The following is a 13,411-nucleotide window of genomic DNA, read 5'->3' on the forward strand; positions in this document are numbered from 1 at the left end:
TATTACCATTTAGAGGAGGAACACATGACGGAATATACAGATGCATACTTTGAGGGCGAACGCCCCTTGTTTGCGGAACACGACGCGACGATTAGCGGGACCGTGTTTGGGGAGGGCGAGTCTCCACTCAAGGAGAGTCGTAACATTCAACTGAAGGATTCAATTTTTAAGTGGAAGTACCCCCTATGGTACAGCCAGCACGTGGTGGCCGACCACACCACCTTTGAAACCATGTCCCGTTCAGGAATCTGGTACACGCACGACATTACGATTCGCAACAGCGCGTTGCAGGCACCCAAGTTGTTCCGGCGCAGCAGTCACATCCGGCTGGACCACGTCCACTTCGCCGATGCCAGCGAGACCATGTGGACTTGTGATGATATTCGCCTGACCAACGTGCAGGTGAACGGTGATTACTTTGGCAAGGACAGTAAGAACATCTACCTGGACCACGTGAACTTGGTGGGTAACTATTGTTTTGACGGGGCGCAAAACGTGGAGGTGCACAACTCCACCTTTATCGCCAAAGACGCCTTCTGGAATTGCGACAACGTTACTATTTACGACTCAACCCTTGATGGTGAATACCTGGCCTGGAACACTAAGCACCTAACGTTAGTGAACTGCACGATCACGAGTGACCAGGGCCTGTGCTACGTCGATCACTTGACGATGAAGAACTGCCGCCTACTCCAGACGGACCTGGCGTTTGAGTACAGTGCCCACATTGATGCGGACATCACCAGTACGATTACCAGCGTGAAGAACCCGCTCAGTGGGCGGATTCAGGCTCAGGGTATCGATACGTTGATTATGGATGTGACGAAGATTGACCCCGCGCAGACGGAGATTGTCACCGCAGCACCCGTGGGGGAAAGGAAGACGGCTTAATGTACGACTTTACGCACGCCCCGGATCGCCGGGGGACCGATTCGGTCAAGTGGGACGTCCAACCGGGTGAACTGCCGATGTGGATTGCGGACATGGACTTTGCTACGGCCCCGGAAATTGTGGCGGCGATGCAGCAGAAACTGACCCTTGGGGCTTTTGGTTACGAGGAGCCGCACGCGGATTACTTTCATGCCGTGGCGGATTGGTACGCGACGGAACACGGGGTGCCGCCCGACCCGGCATGGATGATTTTTACGACTGGGGTGTTGCCGGCTCTGTCCGCTATTGTCCGGCGGATGAGCCACGTGGGCGATAGCGTTTTGGTACAAACACCGGTTTACAATATTTTCTATAACTCGATTGAAAATAGCGGGCGGCACGTACTCACCAACGAGTTACGGTACGTGCACCAACAGTATGAGGTGGACTTTGACCAACTGGAACGGCAGTTGGCTTTGCCACTCACAACCATGATGATTCTGTGTAACCCGCACAATCCGGTGGGCAAAGTGTGGACGCGCGCCGAGTTAACGCGGGTCGCAACATTGTGTCGGCAATACCACGTGGTGCTGGTGTCCGATGAGATCCATGGGGACCTGGTATGGCGGGGGCCGGATTATACGCCGATTTTTGCGTTGCCCATCCCGCTGATTCAGCAAACCATTGCCTTGGTTTCGCCTAGTAAAACGTTTAACGTGGCGGCCCTGCACGCGGCCACGGTGATCGTCCCCAACGACCACTTGCGCGCACAGGTCAGTCGCGGACTGAATACGGATGAGGTTGCGGAACCCAACTTGCTGGCGATTCCCGGCACCATTGCGGCTTACACCCAGGGTCACGCGTGGTTAGCGGCATTGCGGCAGCAGCTGGCCGCCAACTTTGCCCAGGCGCGGGACTTTATTACACACCACATCCCTGCGGTGCACGTGGTCGCGAGCACAGCTACTTACCTGATGTGGTTAAATGTGGGCGCGGTCACTGACGATGCGGCGGCATTAGCCGCCAGCATACGGCAGGAGACCGGACTGATTGTGTCACCCGGGACGATTTACCACGGCAACGGCAATCGCTTCTTGCGCCTGAATTATGCGTGCCCACCAGCCATGCTGCAGGACGGCTTGCAGCGGCTCGACCGGGGCATCACGCATTACCTGCAGACGCGGCAGGATTAAGTAAACGTAGATTGAGCTGATGTAGCCACGGACGTTGTCGCCCGCGGCTTTTTTTTGTGGCCAAAAAGGGCCTGCCACAATGGACAGACCCAATAACGATTATATATTTCCCGGGAACAATGGCATATCTCGCACCCGTCCCGTGGTATCAACGTTTCTAGCACCACCGATTTTACGGTGGCACAGTTTTGACCCTTTTCAAATTATTTTGGCTCATCGGGCACCTCCTTGGAGAAGATTCCGTTGAGCTTTTTTTGCGACTTCAAAGTTACTGTTGGGGTAGAGATGACCGTAAGTGCCAAGCGTCGTTTCGATGTCTTCATGCCCCAGACGTTCCTTGATCTGGAGTGGGTTTTCACCGAGGCTGATCAACAGCGACACATGCGAGTGACGGAGGCCATGCACAGTAATTCGCTGAACCTTGGCCGTATCACTGTACGCGTCTACAATATGCGAAAACTTGCCCTCCGAGCACGGAATCCCATCACACGTTTCAGTAATGGTTTCATCTACGCCACCGCCCTTAGTGATTACTTGCTAGAATCCTTGTCGCTCCGACCGAAAAAAATGACCAAATCCGGGTGCGCCTTCATGCGCATCGGTGAATTCCTTGAATTCGTCATCACTCAAATGATCGTGCAAATAGCATCGCGTTCTTTGGTTGAAAAGCCAAATCCAGCGCCGCCGAAGCGTCCGAACGCCGCACCAGAAAAGCCACCAAAACCGCCAAAGAAGTTGGTTTTGCTATCGGAATCTTCTGGTTCGCCGTTTTCCTTAAAGAAAAGTTTGTCCAAAAATGGCCGTTCACCCTTGTGTGCTTGCCGGAATTGCTTAATTTCTTCGTCTGAGTAATATGCACCGAAAAAGTCCATAATGGTTGCCTCCTGATTGTTAGATATCTACGTTTCAACGAGTTCATCATAATAGTTAGAAATCTAATAGTCAAGCGTCTATTTTATTTTTTTTGGTATAATCATTGAGGAGGGATCTCACATGAAAACAAATGTCGCCATGATTAACGACTTACTGCGTCAAATCATGATCAACCAACAGCACAGCTTACAAGACACATTAACGCTAAACGTCGGCCTCACCCCGCAGCAGACACGCACATTGAATGTCATTCAGCAGCAACCCGGGATCATTCAACGCGAACTGGCAGATATCTTTCACCGACGTTCAGCTAGCATCTCGAATCTGTTGCAGATTCTTGAACGTGATGGCTACATTGAGCGCAAAATACCCGCAGATTCCGGCCGAAGTAAGCAAATCTTCATCACCGATAAAGGCAAAAATGCGATCCAGGGCTTCGATCAGTATTTTGATGATGTCGAGAATCGAATGGTTGCTAACCTCACCGAAAAGGAGCAAGGACAGCTGATCACACTGTTGGGCAAGGTCGCAAGCGCCTATTCCGAAGAAAGCAGGCCTGCTGATGCTTAGCAAAAACATGAAGGCCCGTTTTGATACGTTTGTCGACGCCATCTTGGCGATCATTATCACGATCATGGTTTTGGAGCTGCCCAACACGATGACCGATGGCACTGCACTGCCACTGCATAAGCTGGTGGTTTCAATCTTAGTGTATGGGGTCAGCTTCTGCTTTGTTGGAAGTATCTGGTATCAGCTTGCACGCACCTTTGATGAAGTTGATGAAATGTCCAAACGGATGATGCTGTGGGTGTTAGTCTTGATCTTTATCGTTAGCCTGATCCCCAATCTCACCACCACTATGGTGAGCGATGCGAATAATGTGACGGTCACCGTGTATGGTGGGGTCGTGTTTATCAGTACATTACTGCTCCAATACGTGTCGTATAAGACCTTGCATCAACGCTATCCAGATACTGTGGACTTCATGCAGACATATTTGAGCATATATGGTTCGTTTGCCCGTACCACTTTGTTTCTGATCGTTGTTTCACTGATCGTTGGGTGGTTCTACCCGCAGATTGCAATGGTCTTTTACTTCGTGATCCCAGTGCGGACGTTCTTGACGATCGATGGTGAACAGTCAGAGATAGGCTATCTCAGTCATATGCCAGCTAGCGGACGGGAATCGTTCTTCAAATTAGACCTCAAACAAAAGCGACAACTGCGTCAACTCATGCGGCGATACGCGGTCAATAAGGACTTCTCAATACCAGCCGAGCAGATGACCAGCGATCAGTGGCAGGCCTTTATCACTGAAACTAGTCATGCACTAGGCCTACCGGAACAGACGATTACAGCCTGGTTTACCACCGTGCCATAATTATTAGCTTGAAAGCCATGCAAGACACTTGACAGTTAGATATCTTACATTTAAAATGTAAGAAAAACTTGGAGGCACATCAATGCGTCGTACTTACTTCGACTTTTTCAAACACTTGCTGGATTTCAAGGGTACCGCTGACCGGATGCAATACTGGGTGCCAGTGATTATCAATTACATGATCGGCGCTTTGCTCGTCATCTGCATCGCTTTACTCAAAGGCGACACCTTGCGATCAATCATGACTGGTGGTGCTGACATTCATCTCGTTGGTCGGCTGGTGTTGATGGTGGTGTGGCTGCTACTGATCTCTGTTAAAGTCCGCCGATTGCATGACATTAACCTGTCAAGCTGGTGGGTGTTGATCGATTGCCTGCCAGGAATAGGTGCGATCGCCATGACGGTGGTCGGGCTGATACCTACTAAGCGCAGTCGCTGGCGTGCAGTTCAATAACTTACAGGTGTGACGATGCTGCTTGAATAAATTTCAGGCAGCTTTTTTTTGCGGCGAATCAGGCGTGACCAAAGTGAACGCGGTAGTGTTATTTCGCGAGAAATGTAGGCACTTGACAGTTAGACCCTTGACAATCAATTTTCATGCCGTTACACTTATTGCTTGTATTCATGAAAACAGATAGATGGGAGTCTTCATTTCGCAAAAAGTTACGCAAGAAACACAAGCCGTTGCACACAGCCGCGGATTGTTGGTGGCAGTCGTGATTATCGGCGCATTCGTCTCAATGCTCAACCAAACCGTGTTGTCTGTTGCTCAGCCAAGTTTGATCAGTGCATCTGATATCAGCGTATCAACGGTACAGTGGTTGTCCACCGGTTACGCCTTGATCGGTGGCATATTGATCCCGATCTCGGCATGGATGGCTGATCTGTTCAACACCAAGCACCTGCTGTCGGTATCACTAGCCTTATTCTTAGCAGGAACGGTATTGGCTTTCACTGCCGGAAACTTTGCGATTCTGTTATCAGCACGGCTAATTCAGGCTGTTGGTGCAGGGATTCTATCAGGGTTGACCATGACCATTCTTTTCTCCGTATATCCTAAAGAAAATCGAGGCACACCGACGATGTTACTCGGTATTGTGTTCGGGATCGCCCCTGCTGTCGGCCCAACACTAGGCGGCTATATCGTTGATAACTTCGGCTGGCGGTATATCTTTGGTGTAATGGCACCAATCATCTTGATTGCCTTGATCATGTCAATGCTGTTCATGGCCGATGTTGTTCCACATAAGCCAACGCCGCTAGATTGGTTGTCGGTTGCTTCATCAAGCGTCGGCTTCGGCGGCATCCTCTACGGTGTATCGGTGGTCTCTGATGACGGCTGATCAGACAGTAAAGTAATTGCTAGTCTAATCGTAGGTGCTTTGATGGTAGCCGTGTTCATCTGGCGACAGCTGACGATCCCTCATCCGATGCTAGAGTTGCGGATCTTTACGCAAGGTAACTTCACAGTTGCTGCGGTGATTGCGGCGATCGCCAGATCAGTATGGTTGACGTTGAGTTTATCTTGCCACTGTATCTGCAAAATGCTCGCGGATTGTCCGCAACGAATTCTGGATTAGCCCTATTGCCGGGTGCGGCTTTGATGTTTTTCTTGGCCCCAATCTCCGGCAGTTTAGTTGCTAAAAACAAAGGTCGTCAAGCGGTATTGTTCGGTATCACCGTCATGACAATCAGCACCTTAGGATTGACTTTCATTGGCTTGACCACCCCAATCTGGGTCGTAGTCGCACTGTACGCATTACGAAATGTTGGTTTGACGTTTGCGATGATGCCTGCTGGCACGATGGGTATGCACTCATTAACGCCTGAGTTGATCAGCCACGGCAGTGCCGGGAACAACGTTGTTCGTCAAGTCGGTGCGGCGATCGGTACGGCTGTGCTGGTTTCAGTATTGCAATCCGTATCGATGAATGATGCACCCAAAACGGCATTATTGCATACTGATAAAGCCGCTTATGCTCATGGCATACATCAAGCGCTTGTCAGCGGCTCACATGCCGCCTTGATCGTTGCGACGGCAATCGGTGCGGTCGGAATCGTGTGCGCGTTGTTCCTAAAAAAACCCGGTTACGCATCAGCAAGAAAAAGCGGCATAGGAATCTTAAATCGTAGCACGGTCATGACTAGCAACACCCAACGCGCCGGCTTCAGGTGGTTTCCTAAGCGTGGTCTTGGGTGTTATGACTATGGCCTTTGGAATTTGCAAAAAAAAGGATCAACGAGTACGCAGGTGCATACTGCTTGTTGATTCTTTTTTTTGCGTTAATTTCACTAAAGACATCGTTTTAACGAATGACGCGGTTGCTCACTTCGAAATTTTCAATGAAAATGAACGATTTGCTATCGCTATTGCAGCTCTTTTCACATTTGGTGTTGTATCGGTATTACTATACTAAATCCAAATAAATAAGACTGCCAAAGTAACAGCAGTCTTAATTGTTGAGGTGGCACATCAGTGGCACATTCCAGCAACAGTATATTTGATATTGGTACCGCAATACATTCCATGAATCGTATTGTAACTGGATTCTGTACCTTAGTCGTTCGAGAAACATATTTCCCGGGAAATGTTGTGCCGGATTCAGACAGGATGCACGCCTGATCTTGACGGGTAAGAGCCCATCACAGACGCTGCTTTTGGGGAATCCAGCTCATTAGGCAGACCGCCGTCAAGACGAGCACGATGCCGGTAAATTGCAGAAAATGAAAACCGAGGGCGAGGAAGATAATCGAGAGCACCGTGGCCGTGAGTGGTTCGAGGTTGCCGATCATACTGGCAGTAGCTGGGCGCAGGGTCTTGAGGCTGGAAACGTACAGGATGTAAGCGAGAAAGGTAGCGCCAAAGATGATGAACAGGATGGCAACCCAGCTCCATGAGTGCAACCCCGCCGGCATGTGCCAGAACGGGCTCAGGCAGTTCATGACTAAACCACCGATTGCCAGTCCCCAGGCCACCACGACTAGGGGTGGTTCGTGCTGTAGTAATGGCCGTGGCAGCAGCGTGTAGGCGGCGCCGGTCAGGGCCGCCACCAGTCCCCAAGCCAGCGCAAGGGGTGCCACGTGAAGTTGGGTGACGTTACCATCTGTAACCAGTAGGAAGACGCCAATGAGGGCGACAATGATGGCGATGGTGTCGACGGGGCGCGGCCACATTCGTTCGCGGACACACATGACCACGGTGATGATGGCTGGCACCAGTGACAACATGATGGTGGCGATGGCGGCGTTGCCGTAGAAGATGGCCAGTAGGTAGCTAAACTGGGCGAGCGCGACACCGATCAGGCCAAAGGCGACCAGGCGGACCGCGTCGGCGCGACGATGCCAGACATGGAAGAGAGGCTGGTGAGTCACCCAACCGTAAATCAACATGGCCAGCCCCGCCCAGGCCAGGCGCATGCTGACCAACCATGCGGGAGTGGCGTTGCTGGTGTTAAAGATGACGTTACTCAAGACGCCGCCGACGCCCCACATGGTTGTGCCCATGGCCGCACGTAAAGCGACGGTCCGTTTCGATGTTGTCTGCAATGACTTTGCCCCCAGTGACTGGTTGTTGGTGATGGGTACGTCGCCAGCCGATTCCCCTTAGTATAGCAATAAATACCGCCCGTGCAGACATTTTTGCGTGACCCATTTGCATTGGGGTGGGGCGGAGCGGGTTTCAACGCGGTATACTACATTATAAGTAACCAAAACGGAGGGCGAAGCGATGGCTTATATCGAAGTGCAGGATGAATCCAAAATTTACCAGATGGGGGAGACCAAAATTGTGGCTAACAACGCGCTCAGCTTTGAAGTGGAAGCCGGTGCGTTGACGGTCATACTCGGCCCTAGTGGTGCCGGTAAGTCGACGGTCCTGAACATTTTGGGCGGCATGGATTCGCCTACCAGTGGCCGGGTGCTAGTTGATGGCACCGATATTGCCCAGTTTAACGCCAAACAGTTGACGGAATACCGGCGTCGGGCCGTGGGTTTTATCTTCCAGTTTTACAACTTGATTCCTAACCTAACCACGCGTGAAAACGTCGAGATGGCGGCGTCGCTAGTGCCCGACGCGTTGGATGCCGACGAAACGTTGCGCGCGGTTGGCTTGGGTGCACGTCTGGACAACTTCCCCGCCCAATTGTCGGGTGGTGAACAACAGCGGGTGGCTATTGCCCGCGCGTTGGCCAAGAACCCGCAACTGCTGCTGGCTGACGAACCGACTGGGGCATTGGACTACCAGACGGGTAAGCAGGTGTTGCGGTTGCTGGCCGATGCTAGTCGCCGCGACGGCAAGACGGTCGTGATCATCACGCATAACGCGGAGATCGCCAAGATGGCGGATCGCGTCATTCGCATCAACGACGCGCAGGTCCGTAGCGTCACGGATAACCCCGAACCGCTGTCGGTCGACGCGGTTGAATGGTAGGTGGCGCGTATGTATCGCAAAATTTTGAATACCATGTTGGGCCGCAGCATTCGCCGTAGCCTGGGCCGCTTTGTGGCCATTATTTTAATTATTATGCTGGGCGTGCTGGCGTATGTTGGTGTGAAGGGGATTGGTCCCGCCTACACCGATTCCGCCACGACGATGGTGGACAAACAGCACTTGGCCGACGTGACGGTCACCAGTACGGCCGGCCTCACGCACAGTGATGTCCGTGCGGCCCGGCAGGTCAAAGGGGCACAGGTCATGGCAACCAAGAGCCTCTTTGCGTTGGCGCGCACGGATGATTCCGTGGTGGCAGTTAACGGGTACACGAATAACCGGCAACTGAACCGGCTGATGCTGACAAGCGGCCACCTGCCACGGCACGCGAATGAAATCGTGCTCGACGCACGGGCGCATGATTACGGGCATTACCGGCTGGGCAGCACCTACCGCTTTGCCAAGACCAGCCACTTGCAGCGGCGGACTTACCGCGTGGTCGGTTTTGCCAACTCACCACAGTTTATTGACTCCACGTATAATCAGGGAAACGCCAACATTGGCAACGGGCAGGTGGCCTACTTTGCGTACGTGCCGGCCCGAAACTTGGATCTCAACGTTTACACGAGTATCAGCTTTTACTTCCAAGGTTTAACTCACGGCAATAGCTTTAGTGACGGGTACAAAGTCCGTGCGGCACACAAAGTCACATTGGTGAAGCACGCCTTACGCGGGCGGGCGGCTACTCGGCGGCGGAGCTGATCAAGACGGCCACCGCCAAAGTCGACGCGCGGTTGACGAAGGCGCAGACGGCGTTGACGCAGTTGGACCAAGCGGCTACGGCGGGGATGACCACCCCAGCCATGCAACAACAGCGGACGACCCTGACGGCTGTCGTGGCCAAATTACAGGCCGCCAAGCAGTCGGTTGCCAAGCAGGTACCGACGCCGCAGTTCAGCTACACGAAGCGTAGTGACCTGAGTGGCTTCGCGGACTACGGGGAATCGGCGCAACGCATTGCCGCTATTGGCAACGTCTTTCCCGTGTTCTTCTTCCTGATCGCGGCCCTGATTACGTTCACGACCATCTCGCGGATGGTGGCCGAGGACCGGAGCCAACTCGGGACCATGAAGGCGCTGGGTTACGGGACGGCGGCGATTAGCCGAAACTACTTTATCTACGCGTTACTAGCTGCCATCTGTGGCACCACGCTGGGGGCCGCCATTGGTAGCGAACTCCTACCACGCCTGGTGATCCAGATGTCCGGCAGCAATACTTCCATCGTCCGGACCGCCGTCATCAATTGGCAGTGGGACAACATTGGGTTGGCGCTAGCGTTTGCCTCGTGGCGACGGTCGGGGCGGTCGCCATTGCCATTAGTACGGAGTTGCGGGCCAAACCCGCCGAATTAATGCAGCCCAAGGCCCCGAAAGCGGGTAAGCGGATCCTTCTGGAACGCATCACGCCACTCTGGCGGCGGTTGTCGTTCAACCGTAAAGTTAGCTACCGGAACCTCTTCCGGTTTAAGTCGCGTATGCTGATGACCATCATCGGGATTGCCGGCGGCGCAGGCTGATTGTGACCGGCTTTGGGATTCGTGATTCGATCAATGCAGCGGGGACGCGGCAGTTTGACGACATCATCCGGTATAGTGCCGTCGTGACGTTGGGCGATAACGGTACGCCGACGACGGCGCGGCGGGTGCTGAACAAAGATGCGCACTACCAGCGCAGCACCACGGTCCTGTCCAACACCGTCAAAGCCCAACGTGCGGGCCATAACGTCAGCTCAATCAGTCTGTTTGTGCCCACCAAAACTAACAACCTGCACGGCTACGTGAACGTGGAAACCACCAAAGGCGACAGTATTAAGTTGACGGCCCGCGGGGTGGTCTTGACGCAAAAGGCGGCCACCATCCTCCACGCTCAGCGGGGGAGTCGGGTGCGGCTCAAGTTACCGAATGGCGCTCACGCCCGGGTGCGGGTCACGGGTATTGCGCAGAACTACACCGGTCACTTTGCTTACATGACACGGGCGGCGTACCGTGCTGCCTTTGGTCATCGGGCGCGTACTAACGCACTGTTGGTGCGGACGTCTACCCAGACTACCAAGCAACGGCGGCACCTGTCGGAGCGGCTATTACGTGACGGTGGGGCCATCAACACTAGCTATGCGGATGACCAGCGGACAACGATCCAACAAATGAGTAGCAGCATGGATACCTTCATCGTGATCATTATTGTACTGAGTGGTCTGTTGTCGTTCGTGGTGCTGTACAACTTGACCAACATCAACGTTTCGGAGCGGATGCGCGAGCTATCGACCATCAAGGTGTTAGGCTTTTACGATGGCGAGGTCACCATGTACATCGTGCGCGAGAACATTATCCTCACGATTGTCGGCATCCTCGTGGGCTTCTTGTTGGGCAACGGTTTGACTGCGTTTATTCTGAACCAGGCGGCGTCGGCCCAAATCATCTTCCCGCTGGTCATTCACTGGCCGGGATACCTGTTGGCAGCCGTCCTCACTGCTGCGTTTACCGCCATCGTCATGTGGGTCACGCACCGGCGTTTGCAGCGGGTCGACATGGTCGAAGCGTTGGCGGCGCGGACGGACTAAGGTGCTTGTTTTTACAATGTAAGCGTATTAAAATGCTCTGTTGTTATGTGTGTTATTTAAATTTGATGATGGAGTGATAATATGCGCAAGCATCTGGGAATTGCGTTGATAGCAATAGTTGCATTAGTACTCCCGTCATGTGGGCATACGGCTAGTCACAGTGCAGCTAACGGTACTAGTAGCTCCCGCTCTGCAAAAACTACGCGGGAGCAACACGTTAATACTCATTGGACCGAGGCGAAAAGCCACCACTTGGATCAATATATGAATCAATTTGGCACGGAAATGGGTCAGTCGTATGGGCGCGTTACCAAGAACGTGGAATTTCGCTGGTACAACATGTCAATTAAGCAGTACGTGACTAAAGGTAGCAATATTCTTGTTGGTGGTAAAGCTAGCAAGGTTGTTTGGTTCCCCAAAAAGAATCGTGACTCGCGTACAAAACTAAACGTACTGAGTAGTTACGTTGATATTACTAGTCATGTTTGGTACTTATTTACCTACTCAAGCAAAGACGGGTATCGAGTTTTGGTGACTCAAAAACGCGCCCGTGGTGATGGGCTGGTCCCCTTTGTCCAAACTAGTAATCAGCAGTTACGCAGTGCGTTTAAAAAGATTGTTAGGGGACAGACGATTAAATCCAGCAGTACCGCCAGTAATAAAACGCAGGCAAGTAGTAATGCCAGCAGTACTAGTTCGGGTGCTAGTGCTAGCTCGAACGGTACTACTGCCGTTGTGCCCGCTAAGCAAGAACCGCAGTTTCCGGCAGCCATGCAGGGTACTTGGTATAGTTACACCTCGGGGTCAGATTATGAACCGGCAGGGTACACCAAGGTGGTTATTAGTGGCAACAAGATGACCACGTCACAGGGTGACACAACTGAGTACACTGAACTGCACGATACCAGTGAATATACAGCAGCTGAGCGTCGATTTATGGATTGTGGTAATTATGATGGTTTTGTGATGGATGAATATAGGTCGGATCATTGGGGAAAAACGGACACCTTTGAAGCTAACGGTTACCAATGGTTTAATGTTCGTGGTTGGTATCAGAGTGCTGGTGACGGGGAAAGCTTTTGTGTGATCAACCGTTCGGTGGATGGACAAACTGTTCCGGTGCTGACGACTGGTTATGGCGCTGGTACCTGGGTTGATAAGCACATGTACCGGACCCCTGAACTTGCCCATCAACAGGCCGACGTTGACTATCCGGGCGACGTAGTGCAATCGGATGAGTAGTTGTTGAGACTCTGAATATTTAACGCCCGCATTATGTTTAATTTACAGCACAGGGGCCGGTATCCACTATCATTGGTGGATACCGGCCCCTGTTTGTATCTATTTATTTATTTATTGGCCGGACTAAATAGACCGGTGAGTGAACCATAACGTAATACGTGGCCATGGATGCTGCGCATGAAGTCGTGGTAACTGGCCCCGCTAGGTAAAGGAAGGCGGGTATCCAGCGCGTACACGGTGAATACGTAGTGATGGGTTACCCGGCGCAACCATGTTGGTTTGGGCCCACGGTAACCATGGCGGCCTAGAACATCGCCCTGTATGGCCCCAGCAATCTCGTTGACGTGGGCTCCGGGGAGAATGTGGCTGGGAATACGGTCACGGGGGTCGATATTCCAAATGACCCAGTGTGGTAGCGTACGGTGGCCCAGAACATCCGCGTCCACCATGGTGACGGCCATGGTGGCGGTTCTTGCCGGGATACCCATTACGTGAATTTCAGGACTTTGGTCACCGCCCCACGCCGAATTTGCGTAACGCATGGTATGACCATCACGAAAGTCCGGACTAGAAACAAGTAACGATGACACAACAACACCCTCTTCTATCATAATGATTGCCCTTACTGTACACCCAATCATGGTTGGGACAAAGGGGGTCCCACCAATTTTTTTAGATGTTTCACCAAATAATGTAAGCGCTTGTATCGATAAAGGCCTGGTGCTGTGTTTTGTGGGGGAAATGTTGGGCTGATGATGGTTTGGGAGGTTGACTAATTGATGGTTGCACTATGTGTCGGAGTGA

At 52.4% G+C, this 13,411-nt stretch carries 11 protein-coding genes and 3 pseudogenes; 10 read left to right on the plus strand and 4 right to left on the minus strand.

What is annotated here, in order from left to right; all coding sequences use genetic code 11:
- Positions 1-24: 24 nt before the first annotated feature.
- Positions 25-891 carry a DUF3737 family protein gene (locus JCM13996_RS03845; RefSeq protein WP_054749780.1) on the plus strand — a complete coding sequence of 289 codons (867 nt, stop codon included), beginning with the start codon at positions 25-27 and terminating at the stop codon, positions 889-891.
- The gene (locus tag JCM13996_RS03850; RefSeq protein WP_054749782.1) at positions 891-2,063 is read left to right on the plus strand and encodes a MalY/PatB family protein; all 1,173 of its coding nucleotides are present in this window, start codon (positions 891-893) and stop codon (positions 2,061-2,063) included. Before JCM13996_RS03845 ends, JCM13996_RS03850 begins: the two co-directional genes overlap by 1 nt.
- Positions 2,064-2,312: 249 nt before the next feature.
- Here the strand turns inward: JCM13996_RS03850 and JCM13996_RS10385 are convergent.
- Together JCM13996_RS10385 and JCM13996_RS03855 are read right to left on the minus strand one after the other, a co-directional pair.
- A pseudogene (locus JCM13996_RS10385) lies at positions 2,313-2,594 on the minus strand (tyrosine-type recombinase/integrase); the annotation flags it as partial.
- 95 nt (positions 2,595-2,689) lie between these two features.
- Positions 2,690-2,935: a hypothetical protein gene (locus JCM13996_RS03855; RefSeq protein WP_054749783.1), complete on the minus strand. Its 246-nt coding sequence runs from the start codon at positions 2,933-2,935 to the stop codon at positions 2,690-2,692.
- Between the two features lie 121 nt (positions 2,936-3,056).
- Here JCM13996_RS03855 and JCM13996_RS03860 point away from each other — a divergent pair, with 121 nt between their 5' ends.
- From JCM13996_RS03860 to JCM13996_RS03880, 5 genes are all read left to right on the plus strand, one after another.
- Positions 3,057-3,506 carry a MarR family winged helix-turn-helix transcriptional regulator gene (locus tag JCM13996_RS03860; RefSeq protein ID WP_054749785.1) on the plus strand — a complete coding sequence of 150 codons (450 nt, stop codon included), beginning with the start codon at positions 3,057-3,059 and terminating at the stop codon, positions 3,504-3,506.
- Positions 3,499-4,317: a TMEM175 family protein gene (locus JCM13996_RS03865; protein ID WP_054749787.1), complete on the plus strand. Its 819-nt coding sequence runs from the start codon at positions 3,499-3,501 to the stop codon at positions 4,315-4,317. Before JCM13996_RS03860 ends, JCM13996_RS03865 begins: the two co-directional genes overlap by 8 nt.
- An 82-nt stretch (positions 4,318-4,399) precedes the next feature.
- On the plus strand, positions 4,400-4,771 hold the full coding sequence (locus tag JCM13996_RS03870; protein WP_054749789.1) for a DUF805 domain-containing protein: 372 nt from the start codon (positions 4,400-4,402) through the stop codon (positions 4,769-4,771).
- Between the two features lie 184 nt (positions 4,772-4,955).
- Entirely contained in the window at positions 4,956-5,660 is a 705-nt protein-coding gene (locus tag JCM13996_RS03875; protein WP_054749791.1) for an MFS transporter, read from the plus strand.
- 161 nt (positions 5,661-5,821) lie between these two features.
- Positions 5,822-6,586, plus strand: a complete 765-nt coding sequence (locus JCM13996_RS03880) for an MFS transporter (RefSeq protein ID WP_054749793.1) — start codon at positions 5,822-5,824, stop codon at positions 6,584-6,586.
- Between the two features lie 374 nt (positions 6,587-6,960).
- Here the strand turns inward: JCM13996_RS03880 and JCM13996_RS03885 are convergent, their stop codons facing one another.
- On the minus strand, positions 6,961-7,863 hold the full coding sequence (locus tag JCM13996_RS03885; protein ID WP_082383799.1) for a DMT family transporter: 903 nt from the start codon (positions 7,861-7,863) through the stop codon (positions 6,961-6,963).
- A 223-nt stretch (positions 7,864-8,086) separates the two neighbouring features.
- Between JCM13996_RS03885 and JCM13996_RS03890 the strand changes: the two are divergent.
- The 3 genes and pseudogenes from JCM13996_RS03890 to JCM13996_RS03910 all read left to right on the plus strand — a co-directional run.
- A pseudogene (locus tag JCM13996_RS03890) lies at positions 8,087-8,554 on the plus strand (ABC transporter ATP-binding protein); the annotation flags it as partial.
- A gap of 201 nt (positions 8,555-8,755) precedes the next feature.
- Positions 8,756-11,365: pseudogene (locus JCM13996_RS13120) on the plus strand (ABC transporter permease).
- A gap of 81 nt (positions 11,366-11,446) precedes the next feature.
- Positions 11,447-12,607 (plus strand): DUF4767 domain-containing protein, encoded by a 1,161-nt coding sequence (locus JCM13996_RS03910; protein ID WP_082383800.1) that lies wholly within the window; start codon positions 11,447-11,449, stop codon positions 12,605-12,607.
- A 107-nt stretch (positions 12,608-12,714) separates the two neighbouring features.
- On the opposite strand, the gene JCM13996_RS03915 is transcribed toward JCM13996_RS03910, so the two are convergent.
- Positions 12,715-13,197, minus strand: a complete 483-nt coding sequence (locus tag JCM13996_RS03915; protein WP_054749805.1) for a YbhB/YbcL family Raf kinase inhibitor-like protein — start codon at positions 13,195-13,197, stop codon at positions 12,715-12,717.
- Positions 13,198-13,411: the final 214 nt, after the last annotated feature.

It is taken from the genome of Lacticaseibacillus thailandensis DSM 22698 = JCM 13996 (assembly GCF_001312865.1).
Lineage (GTDB): Bacteria > Bacillota > Bacilli > Lactobacillales > Lactobacillaceae > Lacticaseibacillus > Lacticaseibacillus thailandensis.